Genomic DNA, 22,971 nt, shown 5'->3' on the forward strand with positions numbered 1-22,971 from the left:
TAATTATGAATATTATTACAAAAATAGAGGTACAAAAGAGAAACAAAGAAAGAGTAAATATATATATTGATAATGAGTATTCATTTTCTTTAAGTGCAGAACTAGTATATAAAGAAGGACTTAAAATAAATGAAAAAATTGATTTAGAAAAAATGAAATCTATTGCTAAAGAGGATAATTATATGAAGTGCAAAAATGCTGCACTTAGAATAGTAGAAAAATCATATAAGAGTGAAAAAGAGTTAAAGGATAAACTTTTATTAAAGGGATATGATAATTTAACAATTGATAAAACTTTAAGTTTTTTAAAAGAATATAATTTTTTAAGTGATACAAATTATGTGAAAATGTATGTTAAGGATAGAAGTAGACTACAAGGAAAAAAGAAGATAAAATATGATCTAATAAAAAAGGGTATTAACGATAACCTTATAGAAAGAGAAATATCTAATATAGATGAAGAAGAAGAAAAAGAAGTAGCATATAATATGGCACTAAAAAAGTATAATGTTTTATCAAAAAGAGAATCTGATAAATATAAGTTATCTCAAAAGATATATAGATTTCTATTATCAAAAGGATATGATTACGATACAGTATCATATGTTGTAAAAAGAGTAACAAATACTGATGATATGTAGATTATTAAAAAGGAGAGACATTAATGGTTACATATTTACCTTATATATTATGTGCTATATTAATGCTTTTTTCAATAAAGGGTAGTATACAAGGGTCTTTAGAAGAAGGAAGTGCTAAGTACTCTTTAAATAGATTAGTTTATTATTTTTCTATTTTTATAACATTTTTAATTATGCTTACTAATTTAGATAAGATATATCTAGAAGTATTAAAGTTTGTAAGTGATAATTCTAATGTTACTTTAGTAAATAATAATTTATTTAAAGCATTAGTATTAGGAATAGTTTTTTTAGTTATACAAACTATTATTTATTGGATTTTAAAATGTTTAAGTGAACCATTATCAAAAGCTTATAAATTCTTATTAAGCGAAGGTAAATTAAGGATAGTATTATTTTCATCACTGTTTGGATTTTTAAAAGGGTTAGTTATTATTTTAATAATGTTTATGGGAATAATAACTTATAATACAACCTTCGGAAGAAGTATGAAAATCAATTTATTTAACAGCATTAATGGATATAATACTTTAGAAAATATAATGTCAATAAATAAGCCGGTTTTATCTTACGATGATTTTAAAGAATATATTCCGGTAAATTCTAATGTAATAGTATATTATAATGGTGTCACTTTAGAGGATGGTATTAAATCATCCAAAGAAATAGATGAAAAGGCACTTGAAATAATAGGAAATGCTAAAAATGATAGAGAAAAGGCAAAAAGATTATATTCATGGATAGGCTCAAATATAAAATATGATTTTGCAAAAGCAGAAAAAGCATTAGGACCGGAAGGTGTAACTAATAGTGGAGCCATTGAAGCTTGGAATACTCGAAGTGGGATTTGCTTTGATTATGCATGTCTTTATGTAGCTATGGCAAAATCAGTTGATTTAGGAAGTAGAATAGTAACTGGAGATGCATTTGATGGTCAAAATTATGGACCTCATGCATGGAATCAAGTATATCTTAAAGATGAGGGTATTTGGATTAATGTTGATCCAACATTTTATTTAGCAGGAGATTACTTTGATAATAAAGACTTCAATGAAGATCATTTAAATGCTCAAATAGCAGGTGAATGGCTTTAAGTGTATAAGTTAAAAAGCATTATAACCTTAAACAGGTTATAATGCTTTTTTGTTTTTAGACATTATTAAATTTATTGCTTTTTCACAATCAGTATCTGAACTATCTAAGGACCAAGCTATGTTAAAATAAATTAATGCTTTTTTAACTTCTTCTTTCATTGCATAACAATATGCTAAGTTAAAGAAATATTTACTTTCTTGTTGCATAGCAAGTGCTTTCTTTATCATTGATATTGCTAAATCAAAATTTTTAAGTTTTATATAACAAACTCCGCAGTTGTAGTAAGAACATGCTGTACTTTCATTGTTTTCAATTGCCATAGTATAATATTCAATTGCTTTTTTATATTCTTTAAGATTATAGTATTTATTACCTTCATTAAAGTAATTCATTTTTACCTCCAAGCGACAATTAATATGTATATAAGTCGTAATAAGTATTTTATATTTAAAGTATTGACAGCTAAATTAGTTAATATTCAATATATGAATATTAAAAGAAATTGTAGCAAATTTTAGAAATTTTTAAACTAAATATATTGATAAAAAATATTATTAAAAAATAAAATTCGACAAACTTTGTAAAATTGACTTTATTTTTTTATATTTCTCGAATATAATATATTTATGTTTTTTAGTAACGGATTTTAAAGAGCAGGAGAGATGGTATGTGTAATAATAATCCTTATATATTAGTATTAGGAGCATCAATAGTAGATATAATAGGTTTTAGCAGAAAAAAATATCATGAAAGAGACTCAATACCTGGAAATATCAAGATATCTTTAGGTGGAGTATGTAGAAACATTGCGGAAAACTTAGCAAGAGTTAATGTTAATACAGAATTTATTTCTATCTTAGGTGGAGATGACCAAGGAAGAAATATCCTAGAAAATTCAAGGTTAATAGGATATAATATGGAGCACTCATTGATTTTAGAAGATGAGTACACACCAACATATATGGCAATTTTAAATGAAGATGGAGAAATGGAATCTGCCATAGTAGATATGGACAGCCTAGATAAGATGGAAACTTCTTTTATTGATTCTAAATCTCATATAATTGAAAATGCTGAATATACAATATTAGATTCAGATAATCCAGAACTTTTAGAATATATTTTAACTACTTTTAAAGGCAAAAGTAAATTTGTTTTAGATCTAGTTTCAGCTACAAAAGCAGAAAAAATAAAACATTTAATTAAATATTTTCATACTGTAAAGCCAAACAGACTAGAAACAGAAGTTTTATGCGGATTTAAAATTGAAAATGATGATGATTTAAGAAGAGCAGCAGATTATTTCTTATCATTAGGAGTTGAAAATGTATTTATAAGTCTTGATGCTGATGGAATATATTATAAAAGTTTTAAGGAAGAAGGAAAGATTAGAACTAGTAGTGTAGAAGTTAAAAATGTTACTGGCGCTGGTGATTCTTTTGTAGCTGGTGTTGGTTATGGATATATGAATAATCTTTCTATGAAGGATACAGTTAAATACGCTATTGCTATGTCAACAGTTACAATAACTCATGAAGAAACTATTAATCCAAGTATGAGTGAAGACTTTGTTAATGAGTTTATAGAAGACATGGAGTGGATTGAAGGATAATAATAATTACATATTTTCACTTTCTTTCTTAAGATTAAATAAAATAAATAAATTTCTTTTACATAATCTAAGTATATAAGCTTGGAGGTGAAAGAAATGGGTAAGAAATCAAAGAATAGTCATAAGAAACATATTAATCATAATCCACAAGTGGAAAGTGTAAAAGCAGCTTTTGGAGAACCAAAAGCAAAAGAACATGATAAAAGAGACTTTATAATTTAGTAATCAATAAAAGGTGCTATTGTATCATAGCACCTTTTATATTTATTTTATTATAAGGACAATATTGACAAAAATAATAATATATTATAAGATAGCCTTACAAAATCATATTATAAAAGCAATGATAAAGAGGAGTAAGGAATACAATATATAAAGAGAATGAAGGTCACAGGCTGAAAGCCTTCTATATTAGAGTATCCCGAAGGTAGCTTTTGAGCATCTTTACTGAACTAAAGTAAGTAAAGGCGGCTTTCTTAGTCGTTAATAAATAAAGAGCTTAATATAATTTTTTTGTATTAAGAAAAAAGGTGGTACCGCGAGTCTTCGTCCTTTTGTGATGAGGGCTTTTTTTATTGCTTAAAAATAAATATTAAGATATACTAAACTATTTTGTTTTATTTCTAAATTACAAAAGTGAATTTATAAATTAATTATGTGAATCTAAAATATATGAACCTTCAAATTATATAAATACTTTAATTTTTTTATTTAATATAGTTTTATTAACTTTAATATAAGTAAATTTAGGGTATTAGCTTTTAGTCTATATAAAATAAAAAAGGAGGCAAAAAGGATGTCTGAAAAGAAAAACTTAGCAACGACATACAATCCAAAGGAGTTCGAAGAAAGAATTTATAAACTTTGGGAAGAAAAAAAATATTTCACACCAATAATCGATAAAAATAAGAAGCCTTTTTCTATAGTTATGCCACCACCAAATATAACTGGAAAGCTTCATTTAGGTCATGCTCTTGATAATACACTTCAAGATATGCTTATTAGATTTAAAAGAATGCAAGGATATTGTACTTTATGGCTACCAGGACAAGACCATGCATCTATTGCAACTGAAGTTAAGGTTGAAAATGAACTTTTAAAAGAAGGCTTAATTAAAAAAGAAATGGGAAGAGAAGCATTCTTAGAAAAGGTTTGGGAATGGGCTGATGAATATAGAGATACAATAAGAACTCAATTAAAGAAAATGGGAGTTTCTTGTGACTTCTCAAGAGAAGCATTTACAATGGATGAAAATCTAAATAAAGCAGTTAGAACTGTTTTTGTTAAGCTATATAATGAAGGCTTAATTTATCAAGGAAATAGAATAACTAACTGGTGTCCTAAGTGTACTACAGCACTTTCAGATGCTGAAATAGAGTATGAAGAAAAAGAAGGAAGCTTCTGGCATATAAATTATCCATTAGCTGATGGCAGTGGACATTTAGAAATTGCGACAACAAGACCAGAAACTTTACTTGGGGATACAGCAGTTGCTGTAAATCCAAATGATGATAGATTCAAACATCTTATAGGAAAAACATTAAAATTACCACTAACAGATAGAGAAATTCCTATTGTTGGTGATGACTACGTAGATATTGAATTTGGAACTGGTGCTGTAAAAATAACTCCTGCTCATGATCCAAATGACTTCCAAGTAGGACTTAGACACAACTTACCTCAAATAAGAGTTATGGATGATAATGGTGTTATTAATGAACTAGGTGGAAAATATCAAGGTTTAGATAGATATGAAGCTAGAAAGCAAATGGTTAGTGATTTAGATGAACAAGGCTTATTAGTTAAGGTTAAACCACATAATCATAATGTAGGAACACATGATAGATGTGGAACTGTAGTTGAACCTATAATATCAAAACAATGGTATGTTAAAATGGAATCTTTAGCTAAACCAGCTATAGAAGCAGTAAAAAATAATGAAACTAAATTTGTTCCAGAAAGATTTGATAAAATATACTTCAATTGGATGGAAAACATTCAAGATTGGTGTATATCAAGACAATTATGGTGGGGACATAGAATTCCAGTTTGGTATTGTAATGATTGTAGAGAAATTGTAGTTCAAGTAGATGCACCAGAAACTTGTCCTAAGTGTGGATCAAAACATATGCATCAAGATGAAGATGTATTAGATACTTGGTTCTCCTCAGCTTTATGGCCTTTCTCAACTTTAGGATGGCCAAATGAAACAGAAGACCTTGAATACTTCTATCCAACAAATGTATTAGTTACAGGATATGATATTATCTTCTTCTGGGTAGCAAGAATGATATTCTCAGGAATACACAATATGGATAAAACTCCATTTGATACAGTTTTAATTCATGGAATTATAAGAGATTCTCAAGGAAGAAAAATGAGTAAATCTCTAGGAAATGGTGTTGATCCATTAGAAGTTATTGATGAATATGGAGCAGATGCTTTAAGATTCATGCTAGTAACTGGTAACTCTCCAGGAAATGATATAAGATATATTCCAGAAAGAGTTGAAGCTGCTAGAAACTTTGCAAATAAGATGTGGAATGCTTCTAGATTTGTTATGATGAATCTTGATAAAGAAGTAATGGAAAAGTATGCTGATTGCAAAGAATATAGCTTAGCTGATAAGTGGATTCTTTCAAGAATGAATACTTTAATTAAAGAAGTAACTGAAAATATGGAAAAATATGAACTTGGAATTGCTCTTCAAAAGGTATATGATTTCATGTGGACAGAATTCTGCGATTGGTATATAGAATTAGTTAAAGGCGTGTTATATGGCGAAGATGAAAAACAAAAAGGTATAGTTTATAATGTTTTAAATGATGTTCTTAAAACTGGACTTAAGTTATTACATCCTGTAATGCAATTTATAACTGAAGAAATATATACTACTTTAACAGATGGTGATTCAATAGTAGTTTCAAACTGGCCAGAATACAATGAAAGTTTAACTGATGAAAAAGCTGAAAAGGATATGGACTTTATAATTGAAGCTATAAAGGGTTTAAGAAACGTAAGAGCTGAAATGAATGTTCCACCATCAAGAAAAGCTAAAGTAATTAGCTATGCTACAAGTGAAGCAAAAGATGCATTTATTTCTGGAGTTCACTATATAGAAAAGTTAGCATCTGCATCTGAAGTATCATTTATAGATGATAAAACTATGGTTCCTGAAAATGCAGTATCACTAGTTGTTAAAGGTGGAGAATTATTTATGCCACTTTTAGATTTGGTAGATAAGGAAAAGGAACTTGAAAGATTAAATAAGGAAAAGAAAAAGTTAGAAGGCGAAGTAGAAAGAATAGATAAAAAACTATCTAATCAAGGATTTGTAGCTAAAGCACCACAAGCTGTAATTGATGGTGAAAAAGAAAAGAGAGAAAAATATCAAGAAATGCTTAATGCAGTTTTAGTTAGAATAGATACTTTAAAATAGAATATATTATTTTTAGATATTAAAATAATATTCATTGCGATACAACATTAAAAGAATTTATTTTATTATTAAAGAAAATTTTTGTTTCTAATTTAGAGTATTTGGTTTATAATATTTAAGATAAAAGATTTAATAAGATAAAAGGCATTAAAGGCTCTAGCTTAAGCTAGGGCCTTTAGTGTTTTTAAAACATTTGTAATATAGTATTAGCTAAAGTACTACTTGGATCTTTTTCAATAACTTCTTCAGCAATTTTTATTGTATCATATATTTTTATAAAGTTATTTGGAAGGGTTGAAAAAATAAGAAGCCATTCTTTATATTTAAGTTCATCTTTATATTTTAATGCTTTATTAATATGATTAAATGCTAAATCTTCATATGATAAAGGTGTTAGGATAATAAAAATAAAGTAAGACATTAAGTAATGAGCATATGCTAACTCATCATAAAGTTTTTCATTTTCAAAATAATTTATCTTAGTAATTAACCAAAAATAAAAATTTGTTTGCATATAGTAATCGTAAGACTTAAGTTCTATTAACTTTTCTTCATCTATTTCAAAAATAGATATTTTATCTAAATTTAACTTTAATGCTTCATTTAAATTGTTCATAATAAGCTCCTTCTTTAGGTTTTATATTTATTATTGTAAAGTACCTTAATATAAAATTCAATTAATAAAAAGCAATAAACTAAGATGTAATATTGACAAAAAAAATTAAAAGTGATAAAAGTAGGGTAATTAATAGTTATTATACAATTAAAAACGTATAGTTTATGATGAATTCAAAAGCTTTTTAAAGTAATTTAAAAATAATATAAATTTTACATTATACATTAAAAGGATAGAATTATTTATAATCATGAAAAAATAGGAGATATAAAAATGAAAGATTTTAATATATGGTGGCAGCCATTTAAATCATTAGGTCAAAAGAGCTTTATAAGAAATTTAATTGTAAGTTTATTAGTATTATTTTATTTGATATTTATACCAGTAGTAATGATAAATAAAATAAATATAATAAATAGATTTTTAATAACTATTACAATTATAATAAATGTTTTACTTATTATAATTGGGTATTTTTTAGGCAAGAAGTTATGGAAAAAAGGCGAAAGCATTAAATAAATATTAGTATAGAAAGAGTGGATTACTTATGACAGGATGGATAATTTATAATGGAACGTTAAATATTCCTAAAATAAATAAGCTTGTAAAATCTTTAGTAACTGAAGGAGAAAAGTTAAATATAAGATTACAGGCAGTTAAAAATACAGAGATAATACCTACATATAATAATGATGGAAAAGCTGAGCTTTTATGTTTAAAAGAGCTTGAAAGCCCAAGATTTATTATATTTTGGGACAAAGATGTATTATTAGCAAGGCACTTAGAAAAGATGGGATTTAAAGTCTTCAATTCAAGTAAATCTATTGAATACTGTGATCATAAGGGGTTAATGCATTTAGAACTTTCTAATAATGATATACAAATGCCAAGAACAATATTATCACCAATGATATTTGATTACTTATTAAATAATGAAGATTATTTAGTAAAATGTTTTGATGAGCTTGGAAAGGATGTAATAATAAAGGAATCAAAGGGTTCTTTTGGAATGCAAGTATATTTAATAAAAAATAAAGAAGAGTTTATTAAAAAGGTTACAGAATTAAATAAAAGAAATGTAGACTTTATTATACAAGAAAATATAAAAAGTAGTTATGGAAAAGATATAAGAGTAAATATCATAGGAAATAAAGTAATAGGGGCTATGCTTAGGGAATCTGATAAAGATTTTAGAGCTAATATATCTCAAGGTGGAAAAGGTAAATTAATAAATTTAACTAAGGAACAAGAAGAGATTGCATTAAAAGCTCATAATGTATTAGGGTTAGATTTTTCAGGTGTCGATTTATTATTCGGCGAAGATGATAAGCCTATATTATGTGAGGTAAATTCAAATTTAAACTTCTTAAGTTTTGAAGAACTTTGGAGAAAAAGCTTTGGTGCAGAGATATTAAAATATATATTAGAGGAATGTTTATGATAAAAGGGTTAGTTATTTATGATGAAATAGATGTAGAAAAAAATAAAAGTTATATAAATTGGTTAATAGAAGATGGAATAAAATATAATTTAGATTTGGAACTTATATTAACAAAAGATATAGATTACAAAATTGTAAATTCAAAATATAAATTTGCTATAAATAGATCTAGAAATTTTAAAATAACTTATAATTTAGAATCATTAGGATTAAGAGTATTTAATAAATTTAATTTTTGTAGGCTTGGAAATGATAAGTTAGAAGCATATAATTTTATGGATACTTTAGATATTAAATATCCAAAGATTTATAGAAGTAATGAGGATATAAAAGGAAATAAAAAGATAATAGAAAAGCCTAAAAATGGACATGGTGGAATAGGTATAAATATATTAAAGGGTTTTGATTCCTTAGATTTTAATAAAAATGTTTATCAGGATTTTATTGAGGATTATGTTGGGGATATAAGATTTTATATAATAAATAATAAAATAGTTAATTCAGTAATTAGGCTTCCTAAAGAAGATGAAATTTTATCTAATTTTTCAAGAGGTGGCAATGTTGAAGTATATAAATATTCATCTTTGCAAAAGGAGATATTAGAAAAGATACTAAATAATATAGATATAGACTTTGGGGGAATTGATTTCTTACTTTTAGAAAATGGTGAAATATTATTCAATGAATTTGAAGATGCGGTTGGAAGTAGGATGTTAAGTCATTTAGGTGTAAATAATACTATGGAATTATTTTTAGAACATATAAGAAACAGCGTTAAAGGAATGAAATAAATATGAAAGATTTAAAAACATTAAAATATTTAGAGGAGCTAAGAGTATTAGGTTCAAATTATGGGTTAGAACGTACAGAAAGGCTATTAGAATTACTTGGAAATCCCCATAAAAAGTTAAAGCTTATACATATAGCAGGAACAAATGGAAAGGGATCAACATCCTCTATATTAGGTAGAGTTTTAATTGAACATGGTTATAAAGTAGGATTTTTCAATTCTCCACATTTAGAAGAAATAGAAGAAACAATAAGAATAAATGATGAAAATATACCAGAAGAAGATTTGGTATATTTATTAAAAGAAATAAAGCCATATGTTAATAAAGTAGTGGAAGAAGGATATAAACATCCTACTGAATTTGAAGTATTAACATGTATTATGTTTTTATATTTATATAGAAAAAAAGTTGATTTTGGAGTAATAGAAGTAGGACTTGGAGGAAGGCTGGATTCAACAAATGTAATTACACCAATTTTATCAATAATAACTTCTATAAGCTTAGATCATACAAATATTTTGGGAAATACAATACAAGAAATAACTAGTGAAAAAGTAGGAATAATAAAAGAATCTACTCCAGTTTTAACTTGTAATCAAAAAGATGAAGCTATGGATATTATTAGAAGTAAAGCATTATTAACAAAATCTAAATTAACTATTGTAGATTCAAATGATTTTAGTTTATTAGAAATAGTAAATGGTGATATTCCTTATCAAAGAGTTTCAGTAAACTTTAATAATAATACATATACTTTAGATTTAGGTTTGCTTGGTAAACATCAAATAATTAATTTATCTTTAGCAATTAAAGCATTGGAAGAGCTTCAAAATTTAAATTGTATAAAGGTAAATATTAATAAATTATATAAAGGCGTAAAAAGTGTTAAATGGAAAGGAAGACTTGAAGTTTTAAAGAAAGATCCATATATAGTAATTGATGGGGCTCATAATATTTCAGGTATAGAATATCTTAAAAGAAATATAGAAGAGTATTTTAAATATAAAAATATATATTTAATACTTGGAATTTTAGCAGATAAAAATGTCGAGGAAATGGTTAAAATAATAGCACCAGTAGCTACTGAAGTGTACACTGTTACTGCAAATTCAATAAGAGCAGCTAGTGCAAATGAGCTAAAGAAAGTAGTATTAAAATATAACAATAATTGTATTGCTTTTGATGATTATGACAATGCAATAAAACTATCATTAAATAAAGCAAAAAAAGATGATTTAATAGTTGCAGCTGGTTCACTTTATATGATAGGAGAAATAAGAAAGAAACTTAATAATATATAAGGTTAGAAGTACCAATAAATCCTCCAGTAAACCCACCAACAACTACCCCAGGTACAGATAAGTATTTAAATTTAAATAAATTAGTTGCTACTTGGAGAGTATATTCATTAAGTAGAACATCTGTGATAGGAAATGAAGTAGGATTTTAGCGCAATTAGTAAAATTAATTTTATTAATTACACTTTTGTTATAAATTGTGAATTAAACTTAATGACATGTATTAACTTTCCGATTTTTATATAATAGAATTGTAGTTTATTATTATAATAAAATCTCCAATTTAATACATATCATTAATGAGGATAATTCTTAATTTAACTATGTAAATTGGCAGAATAATATATGGTGAAGAGTAAAAATTATTTTATTTTTAATAATAAATATAACAATAATAAGATTTTAAAATGAAGAGGTTTATTTGTTTTTAGAAATATGGTAGTATTTTATTAATTATAAATTTAAGGAGGCTTTTAACGTATGGCAAAGCATTTACACATAATGGCTAATGAAGGAGATATAGCAGAAACAGTATTATTACCAGGAGATCCATTAAGAGCTAAGTTTATAGCTGAAAATTATTTGGAAAATCCTGTTTGTTATAATGAAGTTAGAGGAATGTATGGTTATACTGGTACATATAAAGGAAAAAGAATATCTGTACAAGGAACAGGAATGGGATTACCATCACATTCTATATATGTAAATGAATTAATTCAATTTTATGGAGCAAAGAGACTTATTAGAATTGGATCTGCAGGATCTATGAATGAAGATGTTAATGTTAGGGATATAGTTTTAGCACAAAGTGCTTCAACAAACTCAGCAATTAATAAGAGAAGATTTCAAGGTATGGACTATGCACCAACAGCAAATTTTGATCTTTTATTAGAAGCATATAACAAAGGAAAAGAAAAGGGATTAAACATTAAAGTTGGTAATGTTTTATCTTCAGATTTATTCTACGATGATACTAATGTAGGAATAAAATTATGGGCTGATTACGGTTGTTTAGCTGTGGAGATGGAATCAGCAGAGCTTTATACATTAGCAGCAAAATTTGGAGTTGAAGCATTAGCTATATTAACAATCTCTGATCATATATTTAAAGGAATAGAAACTAGTCCTGAAGAAAGACAAGAAAGCTTTACTGATATGATGGAAATAGCCTTAGAACTAGCAAAATAATTTTTTATATAATTTAAGTGAAGACAGTAGATGGTTACTCTACTGTCTTTATTAATTTATATGTATTAATAAATAAAGGCTATATTTTAGAGTATAAGTTTAAAATATGATAAATAATAATATAGGTATTAAGTTATTGATTAAGATAAAAATTATTAAAAATATAAATTTTAAATTTACAAGTTTATTAGAAAAGAAGGTGATTAATTTGATTGATATATCGCTATTAGGATGTGGTGGAGGAATGCCAATGCTAAATAGAAATTTATCTTCACTATTTATAAATTATAAAGGTAGAAAAATATTAATAGATTGTGGTGAGGGGACACAAGTAGCAATAAGAAAAATGGGTCTTGGATTTAAGGCTATAGATTTAATACTTATAACTCATTGCCATGGTGATCATATTGTTGGGCTTCCAGGACTTCTTTCAACTATAGGAAATAGCGGAAGAGAAAATCCTTTAACTATAATTGGTCCAATAGGAATTACTAATGTAGTAAATAGTCTTAGAGTTATTGCACCTTATTTACCTTATGATTTAAATATAATAGAAAACCCTAATGAATTATATTTTAATGTGAAAAAGGATTTGATTGAACTAGATATAAGTGAAAAAAGTGATTTGATTTTAAAAACTATAGAACTTGAACATTCAGCAGCTTGTTTAGGATATGGGTTTTACTTCAAAAGAAAAAGGAAATTCGATGTAGAAAAAGCTACTAAAAATAATGTGCCTAAAGTCTTGTGGAATAGATTGCAAAAAGAAGAAGAAGTAATTTACGATGGATTTAAATATGACTATACAATGGTTTTAGGAGAAGAAAGAAAAGGTATTAAAATAAGTTTTATTACAGATACAAGACCAACAAATTGTATTGCTAGCTTTATAAAAAATAGTGATTTGTTTGTTTGCGAAGGTACTTATGGAGATGACAATGATATTGAAAAGGCTATAAAAAATAAACATATGACTTTTAGAGAAGCTGCTAGCTTAGCAAAGAATGGTGATGTAAGAGAAATGCTTTTAACTCATTTTAGTCCTGCTATGTTAAATCCGAACGAGTATTTAGAAAATGCTACTGAAGCATTTAGTGATGTAATAATTGGTGAAGATGAAATAACAAAAACCTTAAAGTTTACAGAATAAGCTTTAAGGTTTTGATAAAGTTAATTACTTGAAGCTGCAGCGGCTGCTGCTGCAGATGTGGCAGCAGTTGCTGCTGCTATTTGCATTACAATAACTATATTTAAAGATATATTGTTAGTTGTCTCTATTAATTTTTCTTTTATTAAAGAATTATTATCTTCTATAGATTCTAATGAAAGTAAAGAAGCTATAATCATATTTCTAACATCTCGGCCTAAAGTAAAGCTTCCAAATCCATGTTGTTTCTTTAAGGAATTATTTATTGAATTTAAGTCAGTAGCAAATTTTTCATAATCAGTATTAGCAACAGCTGCAACTCCTAAAATTGGTAAAGAATAACCTTTTAAAGGAACAGAGTAATTCCTTAAAACTTTATCCAATAAAATAACTTTATTACATTTTTCCTCTGGAAATCCTTCAAAAAGTGATAGTATATGAGATAAAGCTTGAAGATTATTACCACCAAAAAAACCATTATTTCTTAAAATATTATAACATTCTTCCATATCTATAAATGTTTGCTCTAAGTTATTGGAAGTTGTTGCAATAAGAGCTGCAGCACAAATGTCATCTTGACCAGTTAAAAATAAATGATTTTTTTTCATAGTATCATAAGCTTTTCTAGTATTTATAACTATTAAATCAATATCATTTGTATTTTTGTAATTGTATATTATTTGAGCAGCTAAAACTAAAAACTGATTGTTGAAGAAATGATTCTTTAATTTGTCATATATTATCATAATATCATTAAAGCTTTCTTCAGGATTAGTTTGCATAGATAAATTAACCGCAGTAGTTAATAGGTTATTTCCTCTAAAGTTAGAAAAAATAGAGGAATTACTCTTAATTATATCTATGCAGTTATTAATCTTTTCTACATTTGCCTCAATATTTCGTAATGTTAAATTTAGTGCATTACATTTTTTAAATGTACCCATACCAAAGGTAGATTTTACATTCTCTAAGTTATTACTATTTTTGATTAGTAATTCAATTTTATTTTCTATCATAAATTTTCATTCCTTTCAAAATTTTATAATAATATTATATAGATAAAATAATATTATTTCGATATTAAAATCTATTTTATATAATAAAAAATAACATATAAAGAAGTGTTAGTATTGATTTTATTGGTTTTGAGTATATCAAGATTAATGATATAATGGTAATATATAGTAAAAGATGAAGGAGTAGATAAAATGAGAAGAAGCAATAAAATCAAATTAAGCCTTTTCTTTATAGCAGCTATATTCTTAATGTTTACAGGCTGTAAAGCAAAAGTGGATGAAAATGTAATTCAAGATACAGCAAGAAAAGAAATATCAATAGTTGTCCCTAATGGAGTTCCATCTACAGCTATATCAAAATTGATAAAAGAAAATACGCAAGTTAACGATAATTATTCAATTAATTACTATATAGAAAACACATCAGATACATTAGCAACTTCAGTTATGAAAGGAGAACCGGATATAGCTATAGTTCCATCTAATCTAGCAGCACAAGCTTATAATAAAGGGCTAGGTTATAAGTTAGTTGGTACAACTGGATATGGAGCTCTATATTTAATTTCAACTGAAGGGAAAATAGATTTTAGCGATATTAAAGGAAAAGAAATATATAATATAGGCAATGGTCTAACTCCTGATATAGTTTTTAAAGCTTTATTAAAAGAAAGTGGAATATTAAATGATGTAACCTTAAGTTATGTTGGTGGATCCACTGAGTTAGCTCCAGCAATATTGAGTGGTAAAGCTAAATTTGCAGTCGTTCCTGAACCAGCATTAACTACTATACTAAGCAAAAATCCTAATATAAATATAATAGCTAGTTTAAATGATTTATGGAAAGAAAGGTTTGATAATGAAAAAGGATTTCCACAAGCAAGTATAATAGTAAAAGAGGAGATAATAAATAATGATAAGGATTTTCTTAACGATTTTATAGATAAAGTAGATAGTTCTATTGAATGGGTAAATGAAAACAATAAAGAAGCTGCAGATTATTCAGTAGAAAATGGATCACAGGTTGAAGCTTCTATAATAGAGAAATCAATAAACAATAGTAATATAAACTTTTCAAAGGCAAGAGATAGTAAAGAAGACTATATAAATTATTTTAAAGTTTTAGAAAGTGAAAACCCGAAATCAATAGGAGAAAATATACCAGGTGAAGACTTCTTCTATGAAGGATAAAAAGATTATATTTATATCGCTACTTATAATAGTAGCGATATGGATATTTTTATCAAATAGAATTAATAATTCTATTTACTTGCCTAAAATAAGTGAGATAATAGATGAAATTTTTATAATAGTAAAAGAAGATAATTTTTTATTAAATATAAGCAACTCATTGCTAAGAGGGATTATAAGCTTTTTTATTGCTTTAATAATAGCAATAGTTTTAGGAATAGTTTCAGGATTCAATAAATTTGCATATAATTTTTTATATCCAATAAATTCAATATTAAAATCTATACCAACAATAGCTTTTATATTGATTGCGTTAATTTGGCTAAATAAGAATTACGCACCTTATTTAATAGGAATAATTATCTCATTTCCTATAATATATGAAACAACTGTGAATTCAATTTTGAATGGAAATAGTGAATTAAATGATATGGTTGAAACTTTTAGAGTTAGTTTTTTAGACAAACTTTTAAATGTACATATTCAATCAATTATCATTAGTATTTCATCTATAGCAACCTCAACATTTTCTTTAGTACTAAAGGTGGTTATAGCAGGAGAAGTTTATGGGCAACCATTGTATGGAATTGGAACTGCAATTCAAGGTGAAAAAATTAATTTTAATACATCAGGTATATTTGCGTGGATAATTATAGTAGCTATATTATGCTATATAACTGATAAGATAATTATTTACTTTACAAGCAAGTTGATTAAGGGTGGGAGATATATAGTTGATTAACTTTAATAATATAAACATAAAGTTTAATGATAGAGTTTTATATGATGATTTTTCTATAGGTTTTGAGGAGAATAATGTAAATTTTATAATGGGTGAATCAGGTATAGGTAAAAGCACTTTAATAAAATATATAAAAGATAAATTAATTTCAAGTGGAATTAAGGTTAGTGTTGTTTTTCAAGAAAATAGATTAATACCTTGGAAAAATATATATAAGAATTTAGATATTGTAATTAAAAATGAATTAAATAAAGATGAAAGAAAAATAAAAATTAATGATATATTACAAAATATGAATCTATTAAATTGCAAAGAATTATATCCTCATGAATTAAGTGGAGGCATGAAGCAAAGGGTTAACATAGCTAGAGCAGTAATATATGATGGGGATATCTTTATTATGGATGAACCTTTTAAAGGATTAGATAAGGAGAATAAAGAAAATATTATTAAACTAATAAAAAAGTATTTTTGCGATAATAAGAAAACAGTTATAATTATAAGCCATGATATAAATGAAGCAAGGGAATTTACAAATAAAATAATATTATTAAAAAATGAACCGGTAAAAAAAGAAATAATTAAAGTGTAAAAGAAGTGTGAGCATGCTTCTTTTTTTATATAATATTTTTTTGGAAGTATAAATAAGAATACATTTTAATAATTTGTTAATTATATAACAATCGATGATAAAAATGTGATAATTGTCACGGTTTTTAGTGGTAGTTAATGATAGAATTAGAAATCATAAAATAATATAGTGAGTTTATGAAATTGTGAAGTGGAGATGTAAGTTATATGAAAAAAATTCAGTCAACTTGTAATTTATGTGCTTTAGCATGTAACATAGATTTCTATGTAGATAATGGTAAAATTCAAAAGGTTTCACCTACTGTTGATTATCCAGTTAATAAGGGGTTTTGTTGTATAAAAGGATTAAGTCTGGACAAGCAACAAACAAAAATTAAGGCAAGAAAGTCACCATTATTAAGAGATGCAAATGGCGAAATGAAAGAAATATCATGGAACGAAGGTTTCCAAGTCTTTGCTAAAAAAATGACAGAGATTCAAGCTAAGTATGGTAAAGAAAGCGTTGCATATATCAGTACTGGTCAAATGACAACTGAAGAAATGGCTTTACTTGGACATGTTGGAAGAAATTATATGGGGATGCATGGAGACGGTAATACAAGATTATGCATGGCAACATCAGTAGTAGCGCATAAGCAAAGTTTTGGTTTTGATGCTCCTCCTTATACTTTGAATGATGCTGAGCTTTCAGATACAATTGTTTTAATTGGAGCTAACCCAGTTATAGCACATCCAGTTTTTTGGGGAAGAATAAGAAAAAATAAGGATGCAAAAATAATAACTATTGATCCAAGAAAATCTGAAACAGCAATAAATTCTCATATATGGGTAGATATTAAACCTAAAGCTGATTTAGTTCTATTATATACATTAGCAAATGTATTAATTCAAAATGATTGGATTGATAAGAAATATATAGAGGAACATACAGAAGGATATGAAGAATTTAAAAATCATGTATCTAAATTTACCTTAGATAATGTTGAAGAAGAAACAGGAATATCTAAAGAAAGAGTTTTAGAACTTGCAGAAATAATACATAATGGTAAAAGAGTATCATTCTGGTGGACAATGGGTGTAAACCAAGGATATCAAGCAGTAAGAACTGCACAATCTATAATTAACTTAGCATTAATTACTGGTAATATAGGTAGACCAGGGACAGGTGCAAATTCCTTAACAGGTCAATGTAATGCTATGGGATCAAGAGCTTTCAGTAATACAGCAGGACTTTATGGCGGTGGAGATTTTGATAATCCAGTAAGAAGAAAAGCTGTAGCAGAAGCACTAGAAGTTGATGAAAGTGTATTAGCAACTAAGCCTACTCTTCCGTATAACGTTATTATAGAAAAAGCAATTGCAGGAGAAATTAAAGGATTATGGGTAATATGTACAAATCCAAGACATTCTTTTACAAATAATGATGAATTCAAAAAGGCAGTAGAAAATTTAGATTTCTTAGTAGTACAAGATATATATGAGGATACACATACTGCAGAGCTTTGCGATTTATATTTACCTTCAGTTCCAGCTATTAAAAAAGAAGGAGTTCTAATTAATACTGAGCGTAGATTATCAAAAGTTAATCCAGTAGTAGCAAAAGAAGAAGGCGAATTATCTGATTTTGAAATATTCTTTAATATAGGTAAAGCATTAGGAATGGGAAGTTTACTTGATAATTGGAAAACTCCAAGAGATGTATTTGAACTATTAAAAAAATGTTCTAAAGGAATGCCTTGTGACATAACAGGAGTTACTTATGAAATGTTAGAAGGTAACAATATGGAAGGTTCAAGAGGAGTTCAATGGCCATTTAAAGAAGGACAAGTTCTAGAAGAAGATGAAAGAAGACTTTATGAAGATGGTAACTATTATACACCATCTAAGAAGGCTAAATTCCATTTTGAAGATATAGCAGAAAATCCAACAAAGACTTCAGATGAATTCCCGTATATATTAAATACAGGAAGAGGAACTGTAGGACAATGGCACACTCAAGTTAGATCTAGAGAAATAGAACATAATAGAATTTACAGCAAGGAATCATATGTTTTAATGAACCCAGAGCTAGCAAAAGAATTAAATATAAGTGAAAATGAAAGAGTTAAAATAACTTCACAAAATGGGAAAACTAATGAGTTTAATGTTGTTTACTCAGAAAATGTGAAAAAGAATCATATATATGCACCAATGCATTATATTGAAACAAATTCACTTACTCCTTCAGTTTATGATCCTTACTCAAAAGAACCATCTTTCAAAACTGTTGCAGTAAATATTTCTAAGAAATAGGAGGATTCAATATGAAGAGAATAAAAATAGATAGATCGAAATGCGTTGGATGTTTAACTTGCACAACTGCATGTATTGTTTCTCATAATTCAGAAGATACAAGAAGTAGAATAACAATAGATAGTAATGGAAAATATGCTCCGATTTTTTGTAGACATTGTGATAGACCAGAATGTGTTTATACATGTATGACTGGTGCAATGAGCAAAGATAAGGAAACTGGATTAGTTACTTACAATAAAGAACACTGTGCAAGTTGCTATATGTGTATAATGGCATGCCCTTATGGAGTTTTAAAAGCTGATAGTAGAGTTCATAAGGAAATAATGAAATGTGATGCGTGTAAAGATAAGGGAACACCACAATGTGTAGAAAAGTGCCCAATGGCAGCTATTACATTAGAGGAGGTACCTAATTAATGAGATATATAGTTATAGGAGCATCAGCAGCTGGAATTAGTGGAGCAAAAACATTAAGAGAGTTAGATAAAGATGCAGAAATAATATTAATTTCAAAAGATACAGAAGTTTATTCAAGATGTATTTTACATCACTATATTTCAAACCATAGAAATGTAGAACAATTAAATTTCACATCAAAGAATTTCTTTGAAGAATACGATATACAATGGATAAATAATGTTGAGGTTACTTGTGTAAATGATGAAAGTAAAACTTTAACTTTATCAAACAATGAAGTCTTAAACTTTGATAAATTAATGATTTGTAGTGGAGCTTCATCATTCATTCCACCTGTTGAAGGGTTAAGAGAAGGAAATAATGTAGTTGGTCTTAGAAATTTAGAAGATGCAATACTTATAAAAGAACAAGCTTCTAAGGTGAAAAACGTAGTTGTATTAGGTGCTGGGCTTGTTGGAATAGATGCAGTAAGTGGACTTATAGATACAGGAGTTAATGTTTCTTTAGTAGAAATGGGAGATAAAGTTTTACCTATACAGCTAGATAAATATACTTCAGATGTTTATAAAAAGAAGTTTGAAGAAAAAGGTGTAAATTTAAAACTTGGTGTTAAAGCAGAAAAACTAATATTAGATGAAAATAAAAATCCTAAAGCATTATTAATCAATACTGGTGAAGAAATACCATGTGAATTAGTTATTGTAGCAACAGGGGTAAGGTCTAATATCAATTTCTTAAGTAATAGCAATGTTGAATGTGATAGATTTGGATTAATAATAGATGAAAAAGGTAAAACTAATATTGATGATATTTATGGTGCTGGAGATGTAACTGGAAGAAATCCAATTTGGCCAACAGCAGTGAAAGAGGGTATAATTGCTGCAAATAACATGTTAGGAAAAGAAATGATAATGACAGATTTCTTTGGAAGCAAGAATACTATGAATTTTGTTGGTATTGCAACTATGTCTTTAGGGGATGTAGAGCCAAAGGATGAAACTTATAAAGTTGAAATAAGCATTGATGGTGAAAACTATAAAAAGATTATACACAAAGATGGTAAGATTTATGGAGCAATAATTCAAGGTGATTTATCTTATGCAGGTGTATTAACACAACTTATAAAAGAAAAAATAGATATATCAAAAGTAACAAAAAATATATTTGATATAGATTATGCAGATTTCTTCAATATAAAAAAGAATTTTGAATTTACTTATTAATAATAAACTTTATATGGAAATTAGTATTAAAACTAATTTCCATATAAATTAAAATTTTTAATAATAGTGTACATAAAAGAAGGATTATTATAAAAAATCTAGAACATAATAGTTAATAACATATATAATTAAAATTAAATATAGATATTAATGGTTACAAAAATATACTTAAAGGATGAAAGATATGCCAAAGGTTATTAATATAGTTGGAGAAAAGTCAAATGTAGGAAAAACATTTGTAATGGAAGGACTAATAAGAGAATTAAAAAGTAGAAACTTAAGTATAGCAACAATAAAACATGATGTTCATGGATTTGATATTGATAAAAAAGGAAAAGATACATATAAACATAGAGAAGCAGGGTCAGAAACTGTAATAATATCTTCAAGTTCTAGACTTGCAATAATAAAGGAATTAAAACATGAAACTAACTTATATGATCTTATAAATATGGCAAAGGATAAGGATATAATTTTAGTAGAAGGATATAAGAAAAGTAATTTAAGAAAGATAGAAGTATATAGGAGTGGGGTTAGTAGTAAAATAATAACTACTAAGAATAATCTTATAGCAGTAGCAAGTGATGTAAATTTAAATTTAAATGATGCCTTAGTTATAAATAAAGATAATTTTAAGGAACTTGCTAATTTAATAGAAAAAGAAAAAGAATTTAAATTTGAAAATTATCAATAATATTTTCTTGAGCATAGTTTACCTAAGGATTAATCTATGGATTCTATGCCTGAATTTTATATTCACAGGGTGTTAATTTGAAAAGATAGCATCTCCACGATTTGGGAAGGAAAATAAGTTGATTTAAATATATTATACTTATAGAAATATAAGTCTTAAAATAATATTAAGTTTAATTTTATTTTGAGGTTTATAATTAAGTTGATTTTAGCACTATTACAGTGTTTATTTATATTTAAATTAAAAGCTTATTACTCACCAAATTTATGGGTAATAGGCTTTTTTTGAATAGAAAATTTATACACATCAACTTTTTAAAGGAGGAAAAAAGTGAAATCCTTTATATCATTAGAAGAAGCAATAGAAATACTAAATAATAACGTAAATAATTTGAATATAGAAGAGGTAGATTTAATTAATGGATTAAATAGAGTAATAGGTGAAAATGTATATTCTCAAATTAATAATCCACCTTTTAATAAATCGGCAATGGATGGGTATGCATTGATTTCTAGAGATACTGAATCAAACAATAAAAAATTAAAGGTAATAGATAAAGTCTATGCTGGAGGAAATTGTAGTAGTATTGTAAAAGAAAATACAGCAATTAGAATAATGACAGGAGCACCAATCCCTAAGGGAGCAAATGCTGTTATAAAACAAGAAGATGTAATTTTACAAGATGATTATATTATTTTAAAGAAAAGTGTAAAAGAAAATGAAAATATCTGTATAAAGGGAGAAGACATTTCAAAAGGAGCTTTACTTTTAAATATTAATAAAAAGCTTGATTATGCTGATATTGGAATTTTAGCTAGTTCTGGATTAAAGAAAGTAAATGTATATAAAAAGCCTAAAATAGCTTTTATTAGTACAGGTGATGAAGTTATGGATATAGGCTTAGAATTAGAAAAAGGAAAAATTTATAACAGTAATAAATATTCTATTTTATCAAGAATAAATGAATTAGGCTATGAAGCCAAATATATAAATCATATAAATGATGATTTTAATGCAATAGGTAGTTATATAGAAGAAATTTCAAAGAAAGTTGATTTGATAATTACAACTGGAGGAGTTTCTGTTGGTGAGAAAGATTTATTAAAAGATGCTATAAATACAACAAGTGGAGAAAAACTTTTTTGGAAGATAACTATTAAGCCAGGTTCAGCAGTTTTATGTAGCAAGGTAAATAATTCAATTGTAATTAGTTTATCAGGCAATCCAACAGCAGCTTTAACAACTTTTGAATTATTAGTTAAACCAACACTTGAGAAATTATCTGGATATAAAGAAATTAAAATAAATAGGGAAAAAGCAATATTATCACAAGACATAAAGAAGAAAAGTCCTCAAAGAAGGTTCATAAGGGGATATGTAGAAGTTGACAATTGCAAACAATATGTACATATAACACAAACTAAATCAGGAAATGGAATACTTAGTTCTACAATAAACTCAAATTGTATAATTGAAATAGAAGCTAATAATAATGGAAAAAATCAAGGGGATTTAGTAGATATTATAAAGCTTTAGGA

General features: G+C 26.6%; 22 protein-coding genes, 1 riboswitch and 1 other annotated feature. Of the genes, 19 read left to right on the forward strand and 3 right to left on the reverse strand.

The genetic code is table 11. From position 1 onward, the window contains the following. Window positions 1-5 precede the first annotated feature (5 nt). Both recX and NSA50_RS00960 read left to right on the forward strand, forming a co-directional pair. A complete protein-coding gene (gene recX / locus NSA50_RS00955) occupies window positions 6-641 on the forward strand; it encodes a recombination regulator RecX (protein ID WP_195265543.1) in 636 nt (211 codons plus the stop codon). A gap of 23 nt (window positions 642-664) precedes the next feature. Further along, window positions 665-1,735 carry a transglutaminase-like domain-containing protein gene (locus NSA50_RS00960; RefSeq protein WP_195265541.1) on the forward strand — a complete coding sequence of 357 codons (1,071 nt, stop codon included), beginning with the start codon at window positions 665-667 and terminating at the stop codon, window positions 1,733-1,735. A gap of 36 nt (window positions 1,736-1,771) precedes the next feature. Here NSA50_RS00960 and NSA50_RS00965 read toward each other — a convergent pair whose 3' ends face one another. Further along, window positions 1,772-2,128 (reverse strand): tetratricopeptide repeat protein, encoded by a 357-nt coding sequence (locus NSA50_RS00965; protein WP_195265539.1) that lies wholly within the window; start codon window positions 2,126-2,128, stop codon window positions 1,772-1,774. A gap of 275 nt (window positions 2,129-2,403) precedes the next feature. Between NSA50_RS00965 and NSA50_RS00970 the strand changes: the two genes are divergently transcribed. The 3 genes from NSA50_RS00970 to NSA50_RS00980 all read left to right on the forward strand — a co-directional run bounded on the left by NSA50_RS00970 (window position 2,404) and on the right by NSA50_RS00980 (window position 6,787). After that, window positions 2,404-3,348, forward strand: a complete 945-nt coding sequence (locus NSA50_RS00970) for a carbohydrate kinase family protein (RefSeq protein ID WP_257442287.1) — start codon at window positions 2,404-2,406, stop codon at window positions 3,346-3,348. A gap of 96 nt (window positions 3,349-3,444) precedes the next feature. After that, entirely contained in the window at window positions 3,445-3,570 is a 126-nt protein-coding gene (locus NSA50_RS00975) for a CPC_1213 family protein (protein WP_257442288.1), read from the forward strand. Window positions 3,571-3,682: 112 nt separating this feature from the next. Beyond that, window positions 3,683-3,905, forward strand: a binding site (T-box leader). 239 nt (window positions 3,906-4,144) lie between these two features. Further along, window positions 4,145-6,787, forward strand: a complete 2,643-nt coding sequence (locus tag NSA50_RS00980; RefSeq protein ID WP_257442289.1) for a valine--tRNA ligase — start codon at window positions 4,145-4,147, stop codon at window positions 6,785-6,787. Window positions 6,788-6,971: 184 nt separating this feature from the next. On the opposite strand, the gene NSA50_RS00985 is transcribed toward NSA50_RS00980, so the two are convergent. Next, window positions 6,972-7,403 carry a hypothetical protein gene (locus NSA50_RS00985; RefSeq protein ID WP_257442290.1) on the reverse strand — a complete coding sequence of 144 codons (432 nt, stop codon included), beginning with the start codon at window positions 7,401-7,403 and terminating at the stop codon, window positions 6,972-6,974. A 273-nt stretch (window positions 7,404-7,676) separates the two neighbouring features. On the opposite strand from NSA50_RS00985, the gene NSA50_RS00990 reads away from it, so the two are divergent. The 6 genes from NSA50_RS00990 to NSA50_RS01015 all read left to right on the forward strand — a co-directional run bounded on the left by NSA50_RS00990 (window position 7,677) and on the right by NSA50_RS01015 (window position 13,271). Further along, window positions 7,677-7,922, forward strand: a complete 246-nt coding sequence (locus NSA50_RS00990; protein ID WP_195263966.1) for a hypothetical protein — start codon at window positions 7,677-7,679, stop codon at window positions 7,920-7,922. A gap of 28 nt (window positions 7,923-7,950) precedes the next feature. Continuing rightward, window positions 7,951-8,844, forward strand: coding sequence for an ATP-grasp domain-containing protein (locus tag NSA50_RS00995; RefSeq protein WP_257442293.1), 894 nt, complete (start codon window positions 7,951-7,953; stop codon window positions 8,842-8,844). Continuing rightward, entirely contained in the window at window positions 8,841-9,635 is a 795-nt protein-coding gene (locus NSA50_RS01000) for an ATP-grasp domain-containing protein (RefSeq protein WP_195263968.1), read from the forward strand. Before NSA50_RS00995 ends, NSA50_RS01000 begins: the two co-directional genes overlap by 4 nt. A gap of 2 nt (window positions 9,636-9,637) precedes the next feature. Next, a complete protein-coding gene (locus NSA50_RS01005) occupies window positions 9,638-10,936 on the forward strand; it encodes a bifunctional folylpolyglutamate synthase/dihydrofolate synthase (protein ID WP_257442294.1) in 1,299 nt (432 codons plus the stop codon). Between the two features lie 477 nt (window positions 10,937-11,413). Then, window positions 11,414-12,121, forward strand: coding sequence for a purine-nucleoside phosphorylase (gene deoD / locus NSA50_RS01010; RefSeq protein ID WP_195263970.1), 708 nt, complete (start codon window positions 11,414-11,416; stop codon window positions 12,119-12,121). Window positions 12,122-12,329: 208 nt separating this feature from the next. Next, window positions 12,330-13,271: a ribonuclease Z gene (locus NSA50_RS01015; RefSeq protein WP_257442295.1), complete on the forward strand. Its 942-nt coding sequence runs from the start codon at window positions 12,330-12,332 to the stop codon at window positions 13,269-13,271. A gap of 20 nt (window positions 13,272-13,291) precedes the next feature. On the opposite strand, the gene NSA50_RS01020 is transcribed toward NSA50_RS01015, so the two are convergent. Next, window positions 13,292-14,284 carry a DUF4003 family protein gene (locus tag NSA50_RS01020; protein WP_195263972.1) on the reverse strand — a complete coding sequence of 331 codons (993 nt, stop codon included), beginning with the start codon at window positions 14,282-14,284 and terminating at the stop codon, window positions 13,292-13,294. Between the two features lie 192 nt (window positions 14,285-14,476). On the opposite strand from NSA50_RS01020, the gene NSA50_RS01025 reads away from it, so the two are divergent. The 8 genes from NSA50_RS01025 (at window position 14,477) to NSA50_RS01060 (ending at window position 22,969) form a co-directional block, all read left to right on the forward strand. Then, window positions 14,477-15,472, forward strand: coding sequence for an ABC transporter substrate-binding protein (locus NSA50_RS01025; RefSeq protein WP_195428438.1), 996 nt, complete (start codon window positions 14,477-14,479; stop codon window positions 15,470-15,472). Further along, entirely contained in the window at window positions 15,462-16,214 is a 753-nt protein-coding gene (locus NSA50_RS01030; RefSeq protein WP_207738468.1) for an ABC transporter permease, read from the forward strand. Before NSA50_RS01025 ends, NSA50_RS01030 begins: the two co-directional genes overlap by 11 nt. Next, a complete protein-coding gene (locus tag NSA50_RS01035) occupies window positions 16,207-16,806 on the forward strand; it encodes an ATP-binding cassette domain-containing protein (RefSeq protein WP_195428436.1) in 600 nt (199 codons plus the stop codon). The genes NSA50_RS01030 and NSA50_RS01035 overlap by 8 nt, the downstream gene beginning before the upstream one ends. Before the next feature lie 206 nt (window positions 16,807-17,012). After that, the gene (locus NSA50_RS01040) at window positions 17,013-19,097 is read left to right on the forward strand and encodes a molybdopterin oxidoreductase family protein (RefSeq protein ID WP_195263976.1); all 2,085 of its coding nucleotides are present in this window, start codon (window positions 17,013-17,015) and stop codon (window positions 19,095-19,097) included. 11 nt (window positions 19,098-19,108) lie between these two features. Then, on the forward strand, window positions 19,109-19,516 hold the full coding sequence (locus NSA50_RS01045; protein WP_195263977.1) for a 4Fe-4S dicluster domain-containing protein: 408 nt from the start codon (window positions 19,109-19,111) through the stop codon (window positions 19,514-19,516). Further along, window positions 19,516-20,739 (forward strand): NAD(P)/FAD-dependent oxidoreductase, encoded by a 1,224-nt coding sequence (locus tag NSA50_RS01050; RefSeq protein WP_257442306.1) that lies wholly within the window; start codon window positions 19,516-19,518, stop codon window positions 20,737-20,739. The genes NSA50_RS01045 and NSA50_RS01050 overlap by 1 nt, the downstream gene beginning before the upstream one ends. 184 nt (window positions 20,740-20,923) lie before the next feature. Next, window positions 20,924-21,433 carry a molybdopterin-guanine dinucleotide biosynthesis protein B gene (gene mobB / locus NSA50_RS01055; protein ID WP_257442308.1) on the forward strand — a complete coding sequence of 170 codons (510 nt, stop codon included), beginning with the start codon at window positions 20,924-20,926 and terminating at the stop codon, window positions 21,431-21,433. Beyond that, a riboswitch (molybdenum cofactor riboswitch) is annotated at window positions 21,425-21,561 on the forward strand. (Overlaps the previous gene by 9 nt.) Before the next feature lie 202 nt (window positions 21,562-21,763). After that, window positions 21,764-22,969 (forward strand): molybdopterin molybdotransferase MoeA, encoded by a 1,206-nt coding sequence (locus NSA50_RS01060; RefSeq protein ID WP_195263980.1) that lies wholly within the window; start codon window positions 21,764-21,766, stop codon window positions 22,967-22,969. Window positions 22,970-22,971 lie beyond the last annotated feature (2 nt).

Source organism: Clostridium mucosae (genome assembly GCF_024622765.1).
Taxonomy (GTDB): Bacteria; Bacillota; Clostridia; order Clostridiales; family Clostridiaceae; genus Clostridium.